Here is a 22,868-nt window from a genome sequence, read left to right as displayed (position 1 = left end):
CAGGTGGGTGTTTTATGGCGCGCTGACGGCAGTGGTGCGGGACGTTTCGATGAGGACTGTTGCGGTTTTGAACTCGGGCATCCCTGAGATGGGGTCGGTGACCCAGTTGATGACCCGGTTCACGCTGTTTTCGTGGCCCCAGTGGAACGGCATGAACACGGTGTCTGGGCGGATATTCCTCGTAATGCGGACGGCGGCGGCTACCGTTCCCCTGTCGTTCTTGAGGGTGATGTTCTGGCCTTCTTGGAGGTCGTATCGTTGCGCGAGCAGCGGATGCATCTCCACGTAGGCTTCGGGGACCGCGTCAGTGAGCGCTTTGACCCGTCGGGTTTGTGCGCCCGATTGGTATTGTTCGAGAACTCGTCCGGTGACGAGGTAGATGCTGTGGTCTCGGGTGATGGGGTCTGCGTTGCCGCGGTGTTGAACGGGATGGAAGGTGGCTCGGCCACTTGGGGTGGGGAACGTGTGCGTGAATACGCGCGGTGTGCCTGCTTGGCTGGTTGCAGGGATCGGCCAGTACAGTCCTGATCCGGGTTGTCCACCTGTGTGTGCTTCGTGGCAGTCGAGGGTCTGGTGGGTCAGCCCCGAGTAGTCGGCTTTTCCACCACGACTCGCGGCTGCGAGTTCATCGAACACTTCGGCGGGGTCGGTTGACCACACGCCGGGTGCGCCCAGTCTTTGTGCGAGTTCGCGCATCACCCACAGTTCGCTGCGTGCGTGTTCGGGTGGTTGTGTTGCTGCTTTTCGACGAATGACGCGGCCCTCGAGGTTCGTCATCGTGCCGTCCTCCTCGGCCCACTGCAATACGGGCAGGACCACATCTGCATACTGGGAGGTTTCGTTGAGAATGAAGTCGCAGATCACGAGCAACTTGAGGCTGCGCAGCCTCTCGGCGATGTCGATGGAACGCGGGGCGGAGACAACAATGTTTGAGCCATGTACGAGCAGAGCTTGCGGGCCATCGGGTTGCCCCAGTCCCTTGAGGAGCTCAACGGCCGGTTTCCCTTTATCGGGTAGGTCCTGCAGTTCAACGCCCCACACCTTGGCCACGTGCTCGCGCGCATCTGGGTCAGTGATCATCCGGTAGCCCGGTAGTTGATCTGCCTTCTGGCCGTGTTCCCGCCCACCCTGTCCGTTGCCTTGACCAGTCAACGTGCCATAGCCGCTGCCCGCAGCGCCCACGAGCCCCAGCATCAAGGCCAGGTTGATGGCTGCGGTCACCCCATCGGTTCCCTGACGTGACTGTTCTATTCCACGTCCGGTGATGATGAAGGTTCGCCCTCCCTGCTTCGGGCTGTTCGCGGCCAGTGTGCGGGCAACGGATCTGATCTGTTCAGCGGGCACACCGGTCACAGCCTCCGTGCGTTCCGGCCACCATGCAGACAACGCTGAAAGGTAGTGGTCAAACCCCTGCGTGCGTTCCGCGATATAGTCCCGGTCCAGTAACCCCTCGAAGGCGATGACGTGCGAGATTCCCAGGAGCACGGCCAGATCTGTGCCGGGGACAGGTTGAATATGCTCCCCAAACTCACCCACCAGCGCAGCCGTAGCGGTGACTCGGGGGTCCAGGACGATCAATCCACCAGTGTTCTTTGCATGTGCGAAGTGTCCGACCAAGGGCGGCATCGTCTCAGCCGGGTTGGACCCGATCAACATGATGACATCGGCTTCATCGAAGTCTGTAACGGGGAACGGCAGACCGCGATCTAGGCCAAGCGATCTATTCGCCGCGGCGGCAGCGCTGGACATACAGAAACGCCCGTTGTAGTCGATGTTTGCAGTGCCAAGCGCAATGCGCGCAAACTTCCCCAACTGGTAGGCCTTCTCATTGGTCAGCCCACCACCGCCAAACACGGCAACCGAATCCTTACCGTGCTTTCCCTGAATGGTTCGGATGCGCTCGGCCACAAAGTCGAGTGCCACCTGCCAGGACGTGGGGACCAAAGTACCCGACTCGTCGCGAATCAAAGGGCTACTCACCCGGTCTGGAGTGGACAGCAACTCGGCTGCGGTCCATCCCTTTCGACACAGGCCGCCACGGTTTGTAGGGAATTCACGTGGGGCGATTCTCGGCGTACCCACACCACTCGTGATGGTCATTGCGCATTGCAATGCGCAATAGGGACAGTGCGTGTCCGTGGACTGGATGGGCGCTGCAGTTTCCCCAGAAATAGTTGCAGGGACCATCAGACATTTGCCTTGGCAAAGATGGACCCGCGCCGCAGGTAGATCGTGTAGGTCACCGCCGCCATCAGCGCATAAGCGCAGAGGAAGGCCCACAACGCCGGAACCAGGGAACCACTCAAACTCGTGGACAGGGCAAACCCGCGTGGAATCAAGAACCCACCAATCGCGCCCACAGCGCCAGCAATGCCGATACAACCGGCGGCGGTCTGGCGGGCCACCATCAGGTCACCCTCCAAACGGCCAGTGCGGAACACCGCCGGAATCATTCGATACGTCGAACCATTGCCCACACCTGCCGCGACGAACAACGCCAAGAACGAAGCGAAGAACCAGGAGAAACTGCGGGTACTGAGCCCATACATCGCGCCGACCGTACCAACCATCAAGGCGAAGAAACACAGCACCGTCAGCCGCGCACCACCCACGCGATCAGCGAGCCAGCCACCGAACGGGCGAGACAACGCACCAACCAAGGCACCGAGGAAAGCTATCGACAGCCCAACCTCAGGGAACTGTGTCTTCAAAAGCGTTGGGAAAACACCCGAGAACCCGATGAAAGACCCAAACGTTCCCAGGTACAGGAACGAGATCAGCCACGTGTGCGGATGCGCCCCCGCAGCCGCGAACGCCTTGACATCGGAGGCGACACCACGCAGATTATCCATCCACAGGGCAGCCGCAACCACTCCCAGCAGCGCCAACGGTATGAAAATCAACCCCGCCCGCTCTAGGTGCAGGCCCGCACCAAGCACAATGATCACCGGAACCACAAGCTGAACCAGCCCCGTACCCAGATTGCCGCCCGCCGCATTCAAGCCAAGCGCACTGCCCTTTTCCTTCTCGGGGAAGAAGAACGAGATGTTGGTCATTGAGGATGCGAAGTTTCCGCCGCCGAAGCCAGCAAGCGCGGCAATCATCAAAAGCACCCCGAACGAGGTCTCTGGCCTGCCAACCACCCACGCCAACGCCCCTGCCGGAAGGATGAGCAGAGCCGCCGAGATGATCGTCCAGTTCCGGCCTCCAAAAATAGGAACCATGAACGTGTACGGAATCCGCATCACCGCACCGACCAGGCTTGGCAGCGCGATCAACCAGAACTGCTGATCAACGGTTAGCGTGAATCCGGCTTCGGGAAGGAACGGTACAACCACGCTCCACATCGCCCACACGCAAAACCCCAGGAATTCCGCGTAGATGGACACCACCAGGTTTCGACGGGCAATCCGACGCCCGCCACCCTCCCACTGGGCAGGGTCTTCGGGGTTCCAACCCTCAAGCCAGCGACCCGGATGCCGCGTCAGTGTTTGCGTGGCCGCCGTTGTGGTCTCTTCGCGTACAGCCGTAGCTGTCGGTGCACTGTTGTCGTACGTGGTCATGAAGTGCTCCCTCGGAATCGTTTCGTGTGTGATCGAAACTATCGAGTTCCTGTTTCGCCTCGTTCCACGTGCAGTAACACTTCAGTTAATCTCGCCTCACAGAGGTAACATCTGGCTGTTAGACCTGTGAAACTTGCTCCTCCTCGCCACCATTAGGTGTATAGGTTTTGTCTGGTTTGTGAGTGTTCCCACCACTCACAAACCAGACAAAACCTATACACCTAACCACAAGCGGCAAGACATACAGCGAAGGCCAGCGGGAACACCCGCTGGCCTTCGTGATTCTTATACGGTGAGTGGTCAGCCGAAAATCTCCGGCAGCGTCTTGCTGAACACCTCTGCGGCCTGCGCAACCGGAACGGTGAACAGTCCCTCAATCTCGACAACCTGCTTGCCATCTGCCTCATGCCCGGTTTCACCGATCTTGAGGAATGGCACGCCGCGGCCCACGCATGCGTCTTGGAAGCGAGCTTCCTCGCCACGCGGCACTGCGACGATGGCGCGTGCCGTGGACTCGGAGAACAGGGCGGCGAACTCGGAGATGCCGTCACGTGCCGCCAGGTCAGCCACGGAGATGCGTGCACCGGTTCCGTAACGGATAGCGGATTCGAGCACGGCCTGAATCAGACCACCATCGGATAGGTCGTGGGATGCGGTCACGAGGGAATCGCGTGCAGCGTTCACGAGCACTGCCCCGAGTACCTTCTCAGCTGCTAGGTCAACTAGTGGCGGCACGCCGCCAAGGTGCTGGTGGGCGACCTCGGCCCAGGCGGAACCGTCGAGTTCATCGCGGGTGGTTCCGAGCAGGTAGATTGCGTCGCCCTCGCCACGGAATCCGGTGGTGACGGAACGAGTCACGTCATCGAGGACACCGAGCACGCCGACAACCGGGGTCGGGTGGATGGAGGAATCGATCTGACCCGGTTCGCCGGTTCCGTTGTAGAGCGAGACGTTACCACCGGTCACGGGAACACCGAGTTCCATGCAGGCGTCCGCGAGACCTTCGATTGCCTCAACGAGCTGCCACATCGAGTCTGGGTCTTCCGGGGAGCCGAAGTTGAGGCAGTCGGTGACGGCCATGGGGCGGGCACCGGCGGCTGCGACGTTACGGTACGCCTCAGCGAGCGCGAGGGCCGCACCGGTGCGCGGGTCGAGCTTTGCGAAACGTCCGTTGGCGTCAGTCGCGATTGCGATACCGAGGTTCGAGGTTTCGTCCACGCGGATCACACCGGCGTCGTCTGGCTGAGCGAGCGCGGTGTTGCCCTGCACGAATCGGTCGTACTGGTTGGTGACCCATTCCTTCGATGCATAGTTGGGCGCGCCGAGGGTTGCCAGAGCGGCGGCCTTCAAGTCCTCACCCGATACCGGACGGGCCAGACCCGCGGCAACGTTGGTGTCTGCGTTCAGTCCGTCCTGCCATGCTGGGCGGGCGTATGGACGGTTGTAGGTTGGGCCCTCGTGCGCGACCGTGCGTGGGTCAACGTCAACGATGCGCTGTCCGTGGTGGTCGATGGTGAGTCGGCCAGAGTCGTTGACCTCGCCGACCACGGAGGATTCGACGTCCCACTTGCCGGTGATCGCCATGAACTCGTCGAGTTTCTCTGGGCGTACAACCGCCATCATGCGTTCCTGCGACTCGGACATGAGGATTTCGCCCGCGTTCAGGGTTGGGTCGCGCAGGAGAACATCGTCGAGCCATACGTGCATGCCGCCGTCACCGTTGGAGGCGAGTTCCGAGGTGGCACACGAAATACCAGCGGCACCGAGGTCCTGAATGCCTTCGACGACACCGGCGTGGAAGAGTTCGAGACAGCACTCGATGAGCACCTTCTCCATGAATGGGTCCCCGACCTGAACGGATGGGCGCTTTGCTGGCACGCCGTCCTCGAAGGTCTCTGATGCGAGGATCGATGCGCCACCGATTCCGTCGCCACCGGTGCGGGCACCGAACAGGATGACCTTGTTGCCAACGCCGGATGCGTTTGCGAGGTGGATGTCCTCGTGACGCAGAACGCCAACCGCGAGCGCGTTGACCAGCGGGTTGCCCTGGTATGAGGAATCGAAGACGAGTTCGCCACCGATGTTGGGCAGACCGAGGGAGTTTCCGTAACCGCCGACACCGGAGACCACGCCGTGTACGACGCGTGCGGTGTCCGGGTGGTTGACGTCTCCGAAGCGGAGCTGGTCCATGACGGCGACGGGGCGCGCGCCCATGGAGATGATGTCGCGGACGATTCCGCCGACACCGGTTGCCGCGCCCTGGTAGGGCTCAACGAACGATGGGTGGTTGTGGGACTCGACCTTGAAGGTGACGGCCCAGCCTTCGCCGATGTCCACGACACCGGCGTTTTCGCCGATTCCGACGAGGAGGTGTTCCTTCATCTCGTCGGTTACCTTGTCCCCGAATTTGCGCAGGTGCACTTTGGAGGACTTGTATGAGCAGTGCTCCGACCACATGACGGAGTACATTGCGAGTTCTGCCGCGGTTGGGCGGCGTCCCAGGATGTCGCGGATCTGCTGGTATTCCTCAGGCTTGAGGCCTAGCGACGCATAGGGCTGTTCCTCGTCAGGAGTGCTCGCTGCGTGTTCGACGGTGTCCAGGGTGGGCTTGCTGGAGGCAGTCATTCGTTCCCTCATGAGTGGTGGTCTCGGCGCGGGGTTGCGAGCGCGGGTGGCTCGGAGCGCCTAGGACAGACGCCTTGATTCTATCCGGTTGTTGGCTTGTGTTTGTCCGTTGCGTGCGCTTGTGAGACGGCTTGTCAGCACCATTTCGAGGTTATGCGTTTGATGTTCTGTGTTCGTGCGGGAGTCGGCATCTTTTGATGCCGCGCATTGCCGACGAGTCGGCAGTTCTACCTGCCAAGCCACTTCACAGCGTGCGGTACGCAGGAAACGAACCAGATCGTCGGCAATCTATTTCTGACACCTGCGTCGACCTATCCGTGGCCCTCGCGGGATAGCGCAGGGAATTTGGGGGCACTCGCGTGCCTTATCCCGGCACAGAGTTGAGGGATACCGCGGCGTTGTGACGTTCCGCAATGACCCGCACGATGGAGAGCCAAAGTCCTGTCTGTGTTCGAGCGACAGCGAGCGCCGCGCGGATTACGGTGACCGGGTTCTTCACCTCGTGGTCAAGGCGCCTCACCTATGAATCGGTACCCGGACTGTTGCACCGTCTCGATGAACCTCGGGTTGTGCGCATCGGTCATGCGTTCACGGCCCAGATCACGGAACCAACGAGGATGAACAGCAGGATCGTGTAGGCGATGATCTCAAGGTAGCCGAGGACCAGACCCACGATGGCGAAGCCGGTACCGCTGTCGTTGTCGCGGCGGATCTGCTTGAGAGCGATGTGCCCGAAGATCACCGGGATGATCGCAAACCCGAGGAGCGCGAGGACGAACGAGGCGATCGCGAGCCCGTTGGTCTTCCGGTACGCGGGCGTGTTCTGTGTGACGGTTGGGTAGCTCATTGCGCGAATCCTGCTGGTAGGAGGGTGGATCCCCCAGATGAATCCTCGATGTCCGGGTTTCCTTCTTCCCAGACCACCTCGTTGATGTCTGCGTTCTCGGTTGGTTCCGAGGAGACCCCCATGGAGCAGCCGGTCAGGATGACTGCGCGGGTTGCGATTACTGGGATGCTGCGGTGTAGCGGAAGTCGATGTGTGCTCATGTCATTCATTCTAGGAACGCGCATAGCCGCTGTGGTGTGCAGGTCGTCGCAGAGTTGTATCAGATCAGCGACACCACTTCCAGTGTCAGCCTTCACGCTATGGATACCGAACCAGACTAAACCTAGTGGCTATCCCTTCACGGCTCCTCCCATGCCAACCCCGCTCAAGAACAGCCGTTGAAAGACGATGAAGAGTACAACCGGGATGACCGTGGAGATTGCCAACGCCGCCAAGAAGACATCCAATTCAATGAACTGCTGCAGTTGAGGAAGTCGAACCGACAGGGTCTGCACGGCAGGGTCCTTGAGCACGAGCATCGGCCACAGGTAGTCTTTCCACGCTCCCATGATGGCAAAGACCGAGATTACGCCGATGATCGGTTTTGACATGGGCAGCAGGATTCTGAAGAACACCTTGTACGGACCCGCTCCGTCCACCTTGGCAGCCTCAAATATCTCTTGGGGCAATGACGCGAAGAAACGCATTGCGAGCAGGATGTTGAACGCATTGGCACCGGCAGGCAGCCATATCGCCCAGTAGGTGTTGATCAGCGAGCTGTTCAAGAAAGGTGGCTGAATGACGGTGAGGTAGAGCGGCACCAACAGCACGATACCTGGGACGAACATGGTCGCCAGAATCATGGCGACAAGCGCTTTCGCGTACTTGGGGCGCATGATCGACAGGACGTAGCCCCCGGTGGTTGCCACGACCACCTGGATGAGCCAGACTCCCGCGACAACGATAACCGTGTTCGTGAAGTACTGGTCGATCTGCACTCGGCTCCACGCCTCATGGAGATTCGCCCAGTCCATGCCGTTTGGCCACAACTTCAACGGTTCGCGCAGAGTGTCCTGCGTCGGCGTTACCGCAGACTTCGCGAGCCATAGGATAGGACCAAGACCAGCAACGACCAAGCCGATCAGCACGGCAAACTGTGCAGCCTTCATGGAAACGTTGACCAGCGGATTCTTCCAATCAGACTCGGATAGGATACCGCGACCGCTCGCCTCTTTTTGAGCCGTTTTCCGGATGTTTCGCATCGTCAAGAACTCCATCCCCTGGTTACGCGGAAGTAGATCGCCGAGAACAACGCCAAGAACAGAGCCAGGAGAACGCTCAGAGCCGTTGCGGCTCCGTAGTCCCCTCCAAGACTGCTCTGGAACGCATACTTGTAGATCAACATCAGGAGCGTCATGGTTGAGTTTGCCGGGCCTCCGCCGGTTAGGAGGAATGGCTCTAGGAATACCTGGGTGGTGCCAATGATTTGCAGGATGAAGGTCGTGAGCAGCACACCGCGCAACTGCGGCATCGTCACATGCCACACCTTTCGCCAGATCCCCGCGCCGTCCACTTCAGCCGCATCGTAGAGTTCCGGGGAGACACCGAGAATGCCCGCCAGATAGATGATCACCGTTCCGCCAGCCGCTGCCCAGGTCGCGAACAACACGATGGAGGGCATTGCCATGTCCGCGTTGGATAGCCACTGGTACGGACCGAGGCCAATCCAACCGAGGATCGTGTTGAAGACGCCGGTCGGCGAACCGTCATAGAAGAATTTCCAGAGCAGCGCTCCCACGACCGGTGGAACAATGACCGGCAGGTAGGCCAACGCGCTGTATAGGCCCTTGAATCTTTTGGCCTCGCTCATCAGGACAGATAAAAGCAAAGGGATCGGGTACCCAAGGATCAGGGCCAACAACGCAAAATAGAACGTGTTCTTGATGGCTGTCACCAGCAGCGGATCCGAGAGAACCTTCTGAAAGTTCTTCATACCTACCCACGAGGCCGGTTCCACCAGATTCGTGTACTGGAAAGCCATGATCGCGGCCTCCACGATGGGTTTCCAACTGAAGAACACAAAGCTGAACAGAAGCGGAAGCAGTAGTATCAGCGCGTGCGGCCTGTCACCTTGAAGCCAGACCTTAACGGGGTTTCGTCTACGTGGCAGCTCGGTCAAAGGGTTGTTGGAGCCACCTTTTACTGCGGAGACAGTGTCTTGCGTGCTCATGAGGTTCCTTGAAATTTGTCATGTGGGCAGACGTGCCGAGCACTTAACGCAAGCGCCCGGCACGTTCCCAACGGTTCCGACTAGTCGGCCTGGGAGTACAGGGATTCGGCCTGCCCCTGGACCTGAGCGAGCAGGGCGTCAATGTCTGCGTTCTCGTTGGTGAGGACCGCCTGGACAACGGCATCGAGCAACGCGTAAACGTCTTGCGTGGCAACGCGTGGTTCGGGGATTAGCTCTTGTTCCCCGCTCTTGGTCGTGTATGGCGCCATCTGCTGCAATGGAACATTCACGTACGGTTCAATCCACACCTGATAGGCGTCGAATTGCTCCTGGTCAAACAGCGGTAGTTCGGGAGCTCCGACAGGCTGGTCAAGATCTGCCGCCACCTTCGCGGCATCGGTGGCTGTCTGTTCATCGGTGAACCTACCGAGATAGTAGAAGTCAATCCACTTGACCGCTGCCGCCTGTTCAGCGGGTGTGCCCTTCGGGCTGACAGCCGCAAGGGTGCCACCGCCAAGGGTTCCAGGCTGTGCCCCCTGAAGGGGTAGGACCGTCACGCCATAGTCATCTGGATTGAGTGCATTCTGGGTGACCAGGTTTCCGTAGTTTCCGCCGCCTGACACATACATTCCGATTCGGCCCGAGGCAAAGTCCTGGTTGATCGAGCCCCAGTCGTAGAGGAAGTTAGCGCCCATGGAGTTGTCCTCCCAACGAAGCGCTCGCAAGTACTCGAGGGCCTCCTTCACCGCTGGGTCAGATGCGATCGTGGGTGCCGTGGCGTCGGCATTCTCGGTGTGTCCCCCGAAAGCGTTCACCAGCGTGGTCAAAATCCAGCCACCGGTATTGCTCGAGGTCATCGTCGCATAACCGGTCTCGCCGGTGGCTTCGCTGATCTTCCGTGCTGCTTCGCGGACCTCGTCCCAGGTTTCGGGAGGCGAGTCTGGATCAAGGCCGGCCTCGGTGAAGAGGGTCCGGTTGTAGTGCAGCGCCTGTCCATAGGCGGCGATTGGAATCGCCCACTGTCCGCCGTCTTCCGCCTGTCCTGCCTGCGCAACGTTCGGGTTGAACTGGTCCGCATAGGGAAGCTCCGCCACAAGATCACTGATATCGGCGATTTGCTTCGCGGCGATGAGTCCACGTCCGTCGGTGAACGGGATGGTGAACACGTGTGGCAGAGTGCCGCCTGCTAGATCCGCTGTGAACGTCGTTGCCGTCCATGTGTATTCCTGCGCCTCGACCGTGATGTTCTCATGTGCAGTCTGAAAGGCCTTGACCCGCGCGTCGAAGTTCTCACGCGCTTCAGGTTCCAGCCCCGCATCGATCGAGACCTTGATGGTGACCGCCTCGTCTGCGGTTTCTGTCACCGGTGATGTCTCGGGTGTCTCGGAATCCGATGAACACCCGACTAGCGCAAGAGAAACTGAAACTGCGGCACACATAGCGATTGATGTGCGCTGTGCAATTGACTTCATTGTCCGTTCCTTTCCGTGAACGTTGGTAAATTGTGCGCACGTAGACTGCTGCGCGACCACTGTGTGCTACTGGATCAGCAGCCAGACAGTGGAATCCTGGGGGATCTCACCGGCGTCGGTGAGCGGGGTGCTGGCGAGAAGGACTCGCTCGTGAGGAGGGAGGGGTATGGGGCGGCCAAAGTTCGTGATTGATGCGAACCTCCTCCCGCGAACAAATCCAATCACCTCCGTGTGGGTGTCTAGCCACGCAAAGTCGTCACCACGCAGTTCCGGGATGGACCTGCGGAGCGATATTGCCTGCCTATAGAGCGAGAGCATCGAGGATGGGTTCTCGCTCTGGGCCTCAACGGTCAGCCCAGCCCAGTCTCGTGGTTGCGGAAGCCAGATGTCTGCGGCGCGACCCTCGCTGAACCCATATGGCGGTGCTGTACCGCTCCAAGGGATGGGCACCCGGCACCCGTCGCGACCGGGATTCACTTTCCCGGACCGAAGGTACATGGGGTCTTGAATCGCTTCTACCGGAACATCGACCTCGGGTAGCCCCAGTTCATCGCCCTGGTAGATGTACAGGGTCCCGGGGAGTGCTGCCGTCAGCAGCGCGGCTGCTCGGGCCCTTTGTTCCCCGAGTTTACGGTCTGTGGGCACTCCGAAACGTTTGGCCTCGAAGGCGAAGCCCGAGTCTTCTCGACCGTAGCGGGTCACAGGCCTGGTCACATCGTGGTTGGAGAGAACCCACGTTGGCGGAGCATCGACAAGTGCATGGTCTCGCAGGGTGTTCGTGATCGATGTGCGCAGTTCCGCCGCGTCCCATGGCCGCGCCATGAAGTCGAAGTTGAAGGCGGAGTGCATCTCGTCAGGTCGCAGATAGGCGGCGAATCGCTCGGCGTTGTCCAGCCATACCTCGCCAACGAGCACCCGTGTGTCTGGGTAGGAGTCCGCGACCTTGCGCCACGCCCGATAGATGTCGTGAATCTCGTCGCGGTCGAGGTGAGGATGCTCGCCTGGGGCTGGGGACTCTGGGATCGGTGGCAGGTCGGGGTGTTTGATCGGCATTGCCGCCGAGTCAATGCGAATGCCCGCGACACCTCGGTCAAACCAGAACCTGAGAACCGCCTCGTGTTCCTCCCACACGTCGGGATTGTTCCAGTTGAGGTCGGGCTGGTGTGCGCTGAACAGGTGCAGATACCACTCGCCTGGTGAGCCGTCAGGGTTCGTCGTGCGAGTCCAGGTGTCTCCCCCGAAGCTCGACTGCCAGTCATTTGGCAGTTCATCCCCTCCCGGGCCCTTTCCTGGATGGAACCAGAACCGTGAGCGTTCGGGAGAACCCGGCGGGGAGTCAAGTGCCTCTTGGAACCAGCGATGCTGATCTGAAATGTGGTTCGGCACCACATCGATGATTGTGCGGATACCTATTTCCGCAGCCTCTGAAATGAGGTGTTCAGCGTCTTCAAGCGTCCCGAAGGTCGGATCGATTACCCGATAGTCAGCGACATCGTAGCCACCATCTGCGAGTGGAGATTGGTACCAGGGTGTCAGCCAGATTGCATCGACTCCAAGTTCTTGCAGATAAGGCAACCGTGAACGCACCCCATTGAGGTCTCCGGTCCCATCCCCATCAGCGTCTGCATAGCTGCGTGGGTACACCTGATAGATGACGGCATTGCGCCACCAGTCATCGTTCAGGGGTTCGGTGCATTCGGTGGATGATTCAGCGTTACGAGACATCGTTGTTCGTCCTTGAATGAAATAGGTTTAGCGCTATATCACTTGCGATATTAGGCTCACATGCAAACCTGTGTCAACAGATCCAGGTAAATAAGATTTAGCGCTATATCATTGCTGCTGGTAGCGGCTACACTAGATGCGAGACCCTAGGAAGAGGAGCCCACGTGCCAGTTCGGTTGAGTGACATCGCCAGTGAGGCCGGCGTCAGCCTGATGACCGTCTCCAACGTCATGAACGGGAAACGTTCACGTGTCTCAGAGGCAACGGCACACCGCGTGCTTGAGATCGCCGATCGTCTCGGCTACGTGCCCAATCTCCCTGCCCGCAGTCTGGCTGCCTCAAAATCCCACATAATCGCGGCACTGACGCCCGTGGGAGAAGACCACAGCCTCCTCATGAGCCCACATACGGTGGAGGTCATCGGCGGCTTGGAGAAGCATCTACGCCACGAGGGTTATCACGTGCTGCTCCGGGGGATCGAGAAGGAAGCTGACATCACCGGTGCGATCAAGGGTTGGGCTCTCGACGGCGCGATCCTTCTTGAGTTTGCCGATTCACAGATCGACCGCATTCAGGTAAGCGGAGTTCCCCTCGTGGCGATAGACAGCTATTCGGAGAATCCCCGCACGATCTCGGTTCGGACCGATGACAGGCGGGGCGGGTGGCTTGCGGGAACATGCCTCACCGAGGCTGGGCACAGTCAACTTCTGTTCGCTGGGCCTCCCTTTGAAGGCATGGGCGTGATGGGCCAACGTTGGGAGGGGTTTCTATCGGCCTGCATTGCATCAGGCATTGACCCGAGTCAGATCGCAGTTGTGGAGACTCTCATCTCCTATGAGGACGGACAGGCTCTCGGACGCAGACTCAGGAAGGACCACCCTGACGTAACTGCGGTCTTCGCAACCGCTGACTCCCTCGCAATCGGAATCCTCGCGGGTCTGAACGAGGCCGGTGTTCGGGTTCCCGAGGATATCTCCGTCATTGGCTTCGACAACATTGAGATGAGCGCGCTGGTGACTCCAGGACTGACCACCGTGGCGCAGGACATTCAAGCCAAAGGCGCAGAAGCCGCGCGCTTGGTCCTTCAAGAGGTCGAAAAGGGGCAGGGGACTCCCCCGCCGATCTCTCTCGAGGTCTCTCTTGTGACCCGTGCTTCGGTGGCGAGTCCTCGCACCTCCCAGAGGACATGACTCACTGGTCCCCGCAACCTGCACGCCGCTTACGCGTAGTTGGCGTCTCGGCGGTTGGGTTGCCAGGTTGCCATGGCATCGTTGATGCCATGAGGCGCTTTTCGACGATTCTGGTTGCCGCCCTTCCAGTTCTCGCTTTGGCAGGGTGTTCGCTCGTGCCCGCCGGGCAGTCCACCCAGGTTCCGGCACCTGCGGTGCCGGAACCTGAGATCCGCACCCAAACGACATCCGAAGGTGAGGCGCCGGACAAAGACACCACTTCGTCGGAAATGGGAACGGTTACGACAACCGCTACGGTGACCTGGGAGAATAATCTGCCACGACTAAGTACCGGTGAGATCATCGGCGGTGGGCTGGAGATCTCCGCGCCGAGTGCCAACGGACTGGTCATTGCACTTGACGAACACGAAGACATGACAACACGCCTCCTAGTCGACCAATCGGTTGCGGTGCTTATCGATGACACATTCGTGCTGGGGATCAGCATGCCCCGCTCTCCTGGTGCGCCCGTAAACGCATGGGCATGGGAGCGCGTAGACCATGCCGATCAGATTGTGTTCACGGCAACGCGGCGCAGCAACCTCGAGGAGGACACCGAACTGTCCGCGTTTTTCGGCGAGACGGCAGTGGAGTCTGCGCGATGGGTGGATGAACGCGAAGGACCTCGCCTGTTCATCACGCCGAGCAGTTGGGCACGTAACGGCGGGCTTGCGGTCTCAGACTATGGTTGGCACAGCGTTGTGCGAGACCTGCCCGAAGTGACCGAACATCCCGGAGAGTCGCTTGAACACCAGTTCCAGTGCCACGCTATCGGCGCGCAGAGCAAGGATACGTGGAACCTGGAGACCTGGTATGACGACATCGGGCTGCTCAGTCTCCTGGCAGCCCGATGCAATCCGTGAGAGTGAAGCAGTTTCAGTCCTGCAACTCGAAACCACGAGCGTCGCGGTGCCATGGATCGCCCGGCTTTGACACGAGGATCAGGATACCCTCAACGAGACCCCAGATGCTGGAGATCACCGCAAGCGTTCCCACACTGACAACCGTGATCAGAAGTTGGGCGACCGCCTTGCCCGTGTTACCCAGGTAGAAGTTGTGTACGCCAAAAACGCCAAGCAAGATGCCGAGGATTCCGGCAACGATCTTGGATTTCTGGCCGGTTGGCGGCTGCATATAGGGAGGCTGTTGTCCGCCGTATGGGCCCTGCTGACCATATGGTTGCTGCTGGTAGGGCTGACCTTGCTGAGGGCCACCATACGGTTGGCCGCTCTGGTATGGGTTGCCGCTGTTGCCCGACTGCCCACCGTATGGGTTGGTCTGACTGGCTGGATCGTTCGGCGTGCTCATGAGTGTCCTTTGCTGGTAAACACGTTTGTCCTTTAAAGATTAGCGCAGCCCTCCGACACATTTTCTGCAGGTATACCGAAGGCGGCCACTCTCTCATGAAAGCGGCCGCCCGGCGTGACTCCTAGCGTTCTGAACTCTGATTCCTCAGACCATCTTCAGTCTTGGAGTTCGAGGCCCTCTGCGTCCTTGTGCCAGTCGGTGCCTGGCTTCGACACGAGGATCAGGATGCCCTCGACGAAGCCCCAGATAGCACCTGCACCGAGCGTAACGACGGTGACGACGATCTGGATGACCGCACGTTGCGTCTTGCCGAGATAGAAGTTGTGAACGCCAAAGCCTCCAAGGAGGATTCCGAGAATTCCGGCGACGATCTTCGATTTGCTGCCTACAGGGCCTGCAGCACCCGGCTGCTGAAACTGCGTGTTTGGAGTGCTCATTGTTGTCCTTTTAAAGCTGGTGTGGGTGCGAAAGTACGCACTGCGCATTAGGTTAGCCTATCCGCGGCGCTAGGAGAATAGTCCTACTCACATTGCAGACACATTTTGTGTCCAGGCGTGTAGCCCGTTTCTGGCTGCACATGTGAAGGTGGCGTCTTCGCGAGCCTTCTTGCAGGCTCGGGTACGTTGATGAACACGGCCATTCCAGAGTTCGTCCTCGCGTTACGCGACAAGGTCGGTACTACTCCCCTGTGGCTTTCGGGGGCTACCGCTGTCATCACGTATTGACCTGACCTTCCGGTCCGAGTGGGTATCCGGCGATCCTTACCCGGCTGATGGCGAGAGCCTTGGAGCACGCTGGTTCCAGATCGATCAACTACCGCAGATGCCCGACCGCACTCGGCGCTGTATCAGCGAGACCGGCCCACACCCCCAACAAACGCATGAGGGCCGCGAAACCCGTCAGGGTTTCGCGGCCCTCAGCCAGCCACCGCCATGAGGTGACTATGCGCGGGAAGCCCTCGAATCGTCGCGAATCTGTCCAACCAGTTCTTCGAGAACATCCTCCAGCGTGACCACGCCGATCAGTCCGTGCGGGCCATCCACGAGCGCGAGGTGTGCACCATCGCGCTGCATCGTGGAGAGCACCATCTGGAGTGAGTCGCCCGCGTTCAGGGTAGGCATCGCGCGGATGACCTCAGGTTTCACCGGAAGGTCGCGTTCAGCGGCGCCAACGTCAAGGAAGTCCTTGATGTGCACGTAACCGATAGGACGACCGTTCTTACCGACCACGGGGAAGCGGGAGAAACCGTTGCGGGCCACGTCCTCCGCCGCTGCCGCGGTGAAGCCCTCCTGAAGGGTGCGCATCTGCGCCATCGGGATCACAACGTTCTCCACCGAGCGAGACTCGAACGTGAGCGCACTCAAGAGGAGTTGCTCGTCTTCTTCGGAAATCATGCCGCCGTCCTGCGATTCCTCAACCAGGTCTGCCACCTCATGCTGAGTGAACACTGTGGCAACCTCGTTCTTGGGTTCGACCTTCATAAGGCGCAGAACAGCGTTACCGAGCCCGTTAAGCGTCCACAGGACAGGCTTGAAAATCCGGGCAATGATCACGAGCGGTGGACCAAGCACGAGCGCAGCGCGTTCTGGCCCTGCGAGCGCAATGTTCTTCGGCACCATTTCACCGAGCACGACGTGCAGGTAGGTGATGAACAGCAGCGTGATCGCGACCGCAACGGGGTGCACCAGGTTCTCTGGGATGCCGATCTGCTCGAACGGGCCTTCCAGCGCGTGCGCGATGATCGGTTCGGAGAGTGCTCCGAGGAGCAGTGAGAACAGCGTGATACCCATTTGGGCTGCGGCCATCATGAACGACACGTTCTCGATGGCCCACAGGGTCATCTTCGCCGCGCGGCCACCCTCTTGGGCTTTTGGCTCGATGATGGAGCGGCGTGCTGCGATGAGCGCGAACTCGGCACCAACAAAGAACGCGTTGGCGGCGAGCAGACCGGCTGTCAGTAATAGTCCTTGCCAGAGGTTCATCGTGCTTCACCTTCCTTGACGGCGCCTTGGTGTTCTTTGCGCTGCCCCAGTTGGGTGACGTGCAGGCGTTCGATGCGGGAGCTGTCGAGTTCGGTGACGATGAGCCGCAGGTATTGCGGGTGCGAACCGTCCTCTTCGTTGTCGAATGGTTCCTCGGAGACTCGTCCGTCTTCGCACACGTAGACGGTATCGCCAAGTTGTGCGAGACGTCCCAGTTCGAGGGTGACCAGACCTGCTAGGGTCTCGTATTCCTCGTGTTCGGGGATGTCGAAGTCGATCGCGTCGTCGAGTTCGTCTGGGCGAATCGAGGCGTCGACGGTCCATTCGTGGGTGGACACAAATTCGATCTCACCACCGTCTGGGTCGTGTTCGTCGCGGACTTCGCCCACGAGTTCCTCCACGAGGTCCTCAAGGGTGATGATTCCGGCGATGTCTCCAGATTCGTCGATCAGGACGGCCATCTGGAGTCCGCCTGCGCGCAGGGTGTCCATGAGGTCGTCGAGTTCAACGGTGTCGGGCACGAGGGTTGCTTCGCCCATGACCTGCGCGACGGTCGCAGTGGCGCGCTCGTCGAATGGGACAGCTAGGGCTTGGCGGACGTGCACGAGACCGTCTACTTCGCGCGCACCGGGTTCGAGCACAGGGAAGCGGGAGTGTCCGGTCTCCTTGGCTAGTGCGAGCAGTTCAAGGAGCGTGGTTGCACTGGTGACGTGCATCATCCGCGAGCGCGGTGTCATAGCGTCGTGCGCACGGCGCTCACCGAATGCAAGGGAGCGTTCCACGAGTTGCGCGGTTTGCGATGGGAGCACTCCCTGCTGCGCCGAGTGGCGTACCAGGAACCCAAGTTCTTCGGCAGAACGTGCGGATGCGAGTTCCTCTTGTGGTTCGATGCCGAACAATCCGAGAACGCGGTTGGCGGTTCCGTTGAAGAACGTGATGATCCATGCGGTTGCCTTGGAGAATCCGCGCTGGAATCCCGTGACGAAACGTGCGGTTTCGAGCGGTTTCGCCAGTGCCAGGTTCTTGGGGACAAGTTCACCGAACACCATGGTCAGTGCGGTCATGAGCACGAGTGCGAGCGTGACCGAGACTCCGCGTGCTTGAGTGGCGGACATGCCAAGGTCCTCAAGGACGGGAGTGATGAGCACTGCGATGGCTGGCTCCGCCACAAAACCCATTCCAAGGTTTGTGATGGTGATTCCGAGCTGTGCTCCGGAAAGTTGAGTGGAAAGCGTGGACAGTGCTTTGAGCACGCCATCTGCTTTCTTGTCTCCCTGTTCTGCTGCCGCCTTGACGTTGTTCTTGTTGACCGTCACAAGCGAGAACTCGGCGGCCACGAACATTGCGCCGGCTGCCATAAGCAGAAGTCCGATGATTATGGAGACTATTACCACGGGTCCACCTCCTGGGCGCTGTAGGCCGTCGCATCACTGCGCGGCGCGGAGAGGAGGTGGTTGGGACTATGACCGGGATTGTCCACTATGGCCTTTCTGTTGAAAGTTAGGTCCGCCCGGTAGCATCCAGTCGGGTTGCTACCGGGCGGGGTGCGCATGGTGCGCGAAGTTCTATTACGAACAAAGCAGCGCAGCGTAGGGGTTTCGCGAGGCAAACACCTACCGCAGCGCAGCGAATGTAAGTTCGTAACACTCAGGTAGATATAACTATGCCAAGAACAATTTAGTTCCAACAGCGTTTAGAACAATTTTGTGACGAACTCTTTCCTAACGTTTCGTGGCCCTCTTTGCCTTTGCGAGTGTTTTTTCGCTGATGGGAGCATCTCCACTGGCTCGTTGCTTGCGATAGTACTCGCGGGCCTCATCTTGGCGCTTCTGTTCCACTCCGGTTGCGATGGTCGCGCGCACGAGTTCATCGTCGAGACCGAAGGCTTCGATGAGGTCTTGTGCATGTGGGCGTAGACGGGTGAGCAGGCGGTTGATGTAGGAGGTGACGGTCTCTGCGCGCTGGGTGGAGAGTCGTCCGTTGATCAGATACCAGGCGAGGTTCGCTTCGATGCGGCTGAGTGCGTACAGGTCGCGGAGCGCTACGAGAACCGAGTGGGTGCCTGGGTCTTCGATATCGCGCAGCGCCTTGGTGAACGCTTCCCATTGCACGAGGTCGGCGTGGGCTTTGGCCGCTTCGATGAGTTCGCTTTGGTGTTCGTTGAACAGTGCGGCTCCGTCGGCTTGACTCATCTTGGCTGCTGGGCGCAGCGCTGCGGCCACCTTTTCGACCATGGTTTCCACGCGGTCGGTGAGTAGTTCTCGCTGGGTTTCCTCATCGCGCAACTCGTTTGCGGATCGTGCCCTACGTCCGGTGTCGGCGATGGATTGCACGGCCCGGTTGAGTGGGGTGCGGTAGAGCACGGTGTCTGCGGCGCGGTCGATCACGAAGCGTGCCATGTTCATGCCGGTGATGCCCTTGAACTGCTTGGCGTAGTCCGTGAGCAGGCGCTTTCCCACGAGTTGCAGCAGAACGGTGTTGTCGCCTTCGAAGGTGACGTAGATGTCCATGTCTTGGCGTAGTTGCACGAGTCGGTTCTCGGTCATGAATCCCGCTCCGCCGCATGCCTCGCGTGCTGTTTGCAATGCGTGCAGTGCACGCCAGGTGGACACTGGCTTGAGCGTTGCGGCGAGGGTTTCGAGATCCTCGCGCGACTCTGGGGTGTCCATGCCCTCTTCGGAGAACACGGCGTGGAACAGGTCGAGTAGGCGGTCGTGCGCGAAGTGTCCTGCGTACACTTCTGCGAGTAGCGGCAGGAGCCTGCGCTGGTGGGTTTGGTAGTCCATCAGCACGGTTTCCTCGGTGTCGCTCGCGCCGTTGAATTGGCGACGCTGGTTACCGTAGGTGATCGCAGTGGTCAGTGCGATTTTGCTGGCGACTCCGGCTGCGCCGTCGAGCGAGACGCGTCCTTGCACGAGTGAGCCGAGCATGGTGAAGAACCTGCGCCCGGGGCTTTCGATTGGCGACGAGTAGGTTCCGTCCGCGCTCACCTCGCCATAGCGGGCGAGCAGGTTCTCGCGCGGTACGCGCACGTTGTCGAACGCGAGGCGGCCGTTGTCGATGCCGTTGAGCCCGCCTTTGAGTCCGTCGTCCTCGGACGAGACTCCCTGCAGGAGCGCGCCGGTGCTGCCGTCTTCGTTTTGCTCCCGGATGGGTACGTAGAACGCGTGCACGCCGTGGTTGACGCCCTTGGTGATGAGCTGCGCGAACACGACCGCTGCCTGGCCGTGCAGCGCAGCGTTGCCGAGGTAGTCCTTCCATGCCGCACGGAATGGGGTGTGGAGTGTGAAGTCGCCGCTGTCTTCGTTGAAGGTCGCGGTGGTGGCGATGGAGGCCACGTCGGAGCCGTGACCGATCTCGGTCATGGCAAACGCGCCGGGTACCTCAAGTCGCATGGCCGCACCGAGCAGGCGGTCCTGCTGCTCTGGGGTCGATAGGTGGTGGATCGCGGCGCAGAACAGACCCCACTGCACACCGGCCTTGATCTGGAGTGATGGGTCCGCCGCGAGAAGTTCCTCGAATCCGGCGATTCCTCCACCGGAGTCATCGCTTCCTCCGAGGCGTTCGGGGAAGGCTCGGAGCACTTGCGCCTCGGAGACAAGGATCTTCAGTTGTTCGAGCACTCGTTCGCGGTGCTCGTCCATACCGAGGGAGGGATCGCGGATGATACGCGGATCACGGGCGAATCCGCGCGCGATGAGACGCAAATCCTTCCAACGCCCGAGGAGTTTGTCCTCAAGGTAGGTCTTATCGATCTTGGCCGTTACCTGGTGGGTCGCTGGCGTCTGATCAACGGCTGTCATGGCTCACTCCTTTGTGTAGCTACCGCGGGGCCGTTCCAGAGCCATGCGGTGATTGACTCTGTCATTTCGGTTCTGCTGGGGTTTTCGGGGGCATCGCCGTTTGCGAGCCACCATTCTCCGGTGCCTTGGACAAATCCCACTGCCCCTGCAGCCCATGCTGAGGCGGCGGCGGGCGAGGTGTCGTGTTCACGGGCATATGGGATTGCCGCGACCTCGATCATTTCGTCGAGGAAAGGCAGGGCGGAGGCTCCGCGCGTCACAAAGTGGTAGACGTTTGGAGAGTGTTCGATCATTTCGAGGTAGGTCGCAACCATCGCTCGAACGGATTGAAGTGGGGTGGGGGCGGTCGTCACCGCTTCGCGCAGTGTTTCGCGGATGTCCTGCATGACCGCTTCTGACACGGCACGTTGTAGTCCACTTTTGTCCACGAAGTAGCGGTAGACGATCGATTTGGATGTTCCCGCATAGGTTGCGATGTCATCCATGGAGAGGTCTGTCCCGTAGAGGTGAACAGCTTTGCGAGCCGCGACGGCTAGTTCTTGACGCCGTGCGGAGCGGTGCTCGTCCCATCGGGTGGAGCGCCCATCATCGTTGATTTTCTCTGTGACTGAACTCACGATACTCAGAGTATCAGGTACTCTGAGTTCTATAAAGATTTCATGAGTGTTCTCGAGGGGAACGCAACGGACAAAAGTCCCCTTCCCCCATTGGGCACCCACAGGAACCCTGAAGCAATGACGCAAGGAGACATCGTGGCAGCACATCCACGCACATCTAGCACGACAGAGAAGACCAGCACCTCACTGCGCGATGCGGTGATCGTCGGTGGAAACCGCATCCCGTTCGCCAAGGCTGGCAGCAAGTACGCCAACGCCTCGAACCAGGACATACTCACCGCGGTACTCGATGGTTTAGTGGCACGCTTTGGCCTCCAGGGTGAAACCGTGGGCGAAGTCGTTGCCGGCTCGGTTCTCAAGCATGCCAGAGACTTCAACCTGACCCGTGAATGCGTCCTCGGTTCCTCCCTTTCTCCGGCCACTCCAGCCTTTGATCTTCAGCAGGCGTGCGCAACCGGACTCGAAGCCTTCATCACCGTGTCCAACAAGATCCAACTCGGCCAGATCGACTCCGCGATCGCCGGAGGCACGGACACCGTGTCCGATGCCCCCATCGCAGTCTCAGACGGTCTGCGCACCGCCCTGCTGAAGGCCTCGCACGCAAAGACTCTCGGCCAGCGCCTCAAGGCACTGTCCACAGTCCGCCCTGCGGATCTCGCTCCCGCAACCCCGCGCACCGATGAACCACGCACCGGCCTGTCCATGGGTGAACACCAGGCAATCACCACCGCCAAGTGGGGTATCAGCCGCGAGGCCCAGGACGAACTTGCCTTCAACTCGCACCAGAACCTCGCCCGCGCCTACGACCGGGGCCTGTTTGATGACCTGATCACTCCGTTCAAGGGACTGACCCGGGACCAGAACCTGCGCCCAGAATCAACCCTGGAAAAGCTCGGCTCACTCGCACCGGTGTTCGGCAAGACGCTGAGCACCCCGGCAACGATGACCGCAGCAAACTCGACTCCGCTGTCCGATGGAGCTTCCGCCGTCTTGGTCGCATCCCGCGACTGGGCGTCCGAGCGCAACCTCCCTGTGCTCGCACGTTTCGTGGACGCGCAGACCGCAGCGGTGGACTTCGTGCACGGCCACGAGGGTTTGCTCATGGCTCCCGCACACGCCGTTCCGGTTCTGCTGGGACGCAACGGATTGACGCTTGAGGACATCGACTTCTTTGAAATCCACGAGGCCTTCGCATCGACTGTCTTGACCACGCTCGCCGCCTGGGAGGACGACGACTACTGCCGCACCGAACTCGGTCTTGAGGGCGCGCTCGGAACCGTGGACCGCGCAAAGTTGAACGTGGCGGGTTCGTCGCTTGCCGCCGGACACCCATTCGCCGCGACCGGTGCACGCATCATCGCAACCGCTGCAAAACTCGTCAACCAGAAGGCTGCCGAAACCGGAACAACCGCCCGCGCACTGATTTCGGTCTGCGCCGCCGGTGGTTTGGGTGCAGTCGCAATCATCGAATCTGCCAACTGAAAGGGA

Annotated in this window: 19 protein-coding genes; 3 read left to right on the top strand and 16 right to left on the bottom strand. The window is 60.1% G+C overall.

Features of this window, described 5'->3' with window-relative positions:
• Positions 1-12 precede the first annotated feature (12 nt).
• From ACFSYH_RS13760 to ACFSYH_RS13715, 10 genes are all read right to left on the bottom strand, one after another.
• Positions 13-2,187: a molybdopterin oxidoreductase family protein gene (locus tag ACFSYH_RS13760; protein ID WP_377467802.1), complete on the bottom strand. Its 2,175-nt coding sequence runs from the start codon at positions 2,185-2,187 to the stop codon at positions 13-15.
• A complete protein-coding gene (locus ACFSYH_RS13755; protein ID WP_377467800.1) occupies positions 2,187-3,563 on the bottom strand; it encodes an MFS transporter in 1,377 nt (458 codons plus the stop codon). The genes ACFSYH_RS13760 and ACFSYH_RS13755 overlap by 1 nt, the downstream gene beginning before the upstream one ends.
• 300 nt (positions 3,564-3,863) lie before the next feature.
• Complete coding sequence (gene purL, locus ACFSYH_RS13750; protein ID WP_377467798.1) at positions 3,864-6,188, bottom strand: phosphoribosylformylglycinamidine synthase subunit PurL; 2,325 nt, start codon at positions 6,186-6,188, stop codon at positions 3,864-3,866.
• A 364-nt stretch (positions 6,189-6,552) separates the two neighbouring features.
• Positions 6,553-6,708, bottom strand: coding sequence for a hypothetical protein (locus ACFSYH_RS13745; RefSeq protein ID WP_377467796.1), 156 nt, complete (start codon positions 6,706-6,708; stop codon positions 6,553-6,555).
• Between the two features lie 60 nt (positions 6,709-6,768).
• The gene (locus tag ACFSYH_RS13740; RefSeq protein ID WP_377467794.1) at positions 6,769-7,035 is read right to left on the bottom strand and encodes a DUF4190 domain-containing protein; all 267 of its coding nucleotides are present in this window, start codon (positions 7,033-7,035) and stop codon (positions 6,769-6,771) included.
• Entirely contained in the window at positions 7,032-7,235 is a 204-nt protein-coding gene (locus tag ACFSYH_RS13735) for a hypothetical protein (RefSeq protein ID WP_377467792.1), read from the bottom strand. The genes ACFSYH_RS13740 and ACFSYH_RS13735 overlap by 4 nt, the downstream gene beginning before the upstream one ends.
• Before the next feature lie 129 nt (positions 7,236-7,364).
• Positions 7,365-8,276 carry a carbohydrate ABC transporter permease gene (locus ACFSYH_RS13730; RefSeq protein ID WP_377467790.1) on the bottom strand — a complete coding sequence of 304 codons (912 nt, stop codon included), beginning with the start codon at positions 8,274-8,276 and terminating at the stop codon, positions 7,365-7,367.
• A gap of 2 nt (positions 8,277-8,278) precedes the next feature.
• Entirely contained in the window at positions 8,279-9,244 is a 966-nt protein-coding gene (locus ACFSYH_RS13725; RefSeq protein WP_377467788.1) for a carbohydrate ABC transporter permease, read from the bottom strand.
• Positions 9,245-9,324: 80 nt separating this feature from the next.
• Complete coding sequence (locus ACFSYH_RS13720; protein WP_377467786.1) at positions 9,325-10,608, bottom strand: extracellular solute-binding protein; 1,284 nt, start codon at positions 10,606-10,608, stop codon at positions 9,325-9,327.
• A gap of 174 nt (positions 10,609-10,782) precedes the next feature.
• On the bottom strand, positions 10,783-12,441 hold the full coding sequence (locus tag ACFSYH_RS13715) for a glycoside hydrolase family 13 protein (protein ID WP_377467783.1): 1,659 nt from the start codon (positions 12,439-12,441) through the stop codon (positions 10,783-10,785).
• Between the two features lie 164 nt (positions 12,442-12,605).
• Here ACFSYH_RS13715 and ACFSYH_RS13710 point away from each other — a divergent pair, with 164 nt between their 5' ends.
• Together ACFSYH_RS13710 and ACFSYH_RS13705 are read left to right on the top strand one after the other, a co-directional pair.
• On the top strand, positions 12,606-13,631 hold the full coding sequence (locus tag ACFSYH_RS13710; RefSeq protein ID WP_377467780.1) for a LacI family DNA-binding transcriptional regulator: 1,026 nt from the start codon (positions 12,606-12,608) through the stop codon (positions 13,629-13,631).
• Between the two features lie 89 nt (positions 13,632-13,720).
• Complete coding sequence (locus tag ACFSYH_RS13705) at positions 13,721-14,533, top strand: DUF2599 domain-containing protein (RefSeq protein ID WP_377467778.1); 813 nt, start codon at positions 13,721-13,723, stop codon at positions 14,531-14,533.
• 13 nt (positions 14,534-14,546) lie between these two features.
• Here ACFSYH_RS13705 and ACFSYH_RS13700 read toward each other — a convergent pair whose 3' ends face one another.
• From ACFSYH_RS13700 to ACFSYH_RS13675, 6 genes are all read right to left on the bottom strand, one after another.
• Positions 14,547-14,978 carry a TM2 domain-containing protein gene (locus ACFSYH_RS13700; protein ID WP_377467775.1) on the bottom strand — a complete coding sequence of 144 codons (432 nt, stop codon included), beginning with the start codon at positions 14,976-14,978 and terminating at the stop codon, positions 14,547-14,549.
• Between the two features lie 155 nt (positions 14,979-15,133).
• Complete coding sequence (locus ACFSYH_RS13695) at positions 15,134-15,415, bottom strand: TM2 domain-containing protein (RefSeq protein WP_377467773.1); 282 nt, start codon at positions 15,413-15,415, stop codon at positions 15,134-15,136.
• 504 nt (positions 15,416-15,919) lie between these two features.
• Positions 15,920-16,960: a hemolysin family protein gene (locus ACFSYH_RS13690; protein WP_377467771.1), complete on the bottom strand. Its 1,041-nt coding sequence runs from the start codon at positions 16,958-16,960 to the stop codon at positions 15,920-15,922.
• Entirely contained in the window at positions 16,957-18,354 is a 1,398-nt protein-coding gene (locus ACFSYH_RS13685) for a hemolysin family protein (protein WP_377467769.1), read from the bottom strand. Before ACFSYH_RS13685 ends, ACFSYH_RS13690 begins: the two co-directional genes overlap by 4 nt.
• Before the next feature lie 327 nt (positions 18,355-18,681).
• On the bottom strand, positions 18,682-20,763 hold the full coding sequence (locus ACFSYH_RS13680; protein WP_377467767.1) for an acyl-CoA dehydrogenase family protein: 2,082 nt from the start codon (positions 20,761-20,763) through the stop codon (positions 18,682-18,684).
• Entirely contained in the window at positions 20,760-21,380 is a 621-nt protein-coding gene (locus ACFSYH_RS13675) for a TetR family transcriptional regulator (RefSeq protein WP_377467765.1), read from the bottom strand. Before ACFSYH_RS13675 ends, ACFSYH_RS13680 begins: the two co-directional genes overlap by 4 nt.
• Positions 21,381-21,497: 117 nt before the next feature.
• Between ACFSYH_RS13675 and ACFSYH_RS13670 the strand changes: the two genes are divergently transcribed.
• Positions 21,498-22,862 (top strand): acetyl-CoA C-acetyltransferase, encoded by a 1,365-nt coding sequence (locus ACFSYH_RS13670; protein ID WP_377467763.1) that lies wholly within the window; start codon positions 21,498-21,500, stop codon positions 22,860-22,862.
• Positions 22,863-22,868 lie beyond the last annotated feature (6 nt).

The sequence above is a fragment of the Populibacterium corticicola genome, from assembly GCF_042683685.1.
Classification (GTDB): domain Bacteria; phylum Actinomycetota; class Actinomycetes; order Actinomycetales; family Cellulomonadaceae; genus Timonella; species Timonella corticicola.
This window is presented reverse-complemented; position numbering and strand designations above follow the sequence as displayed.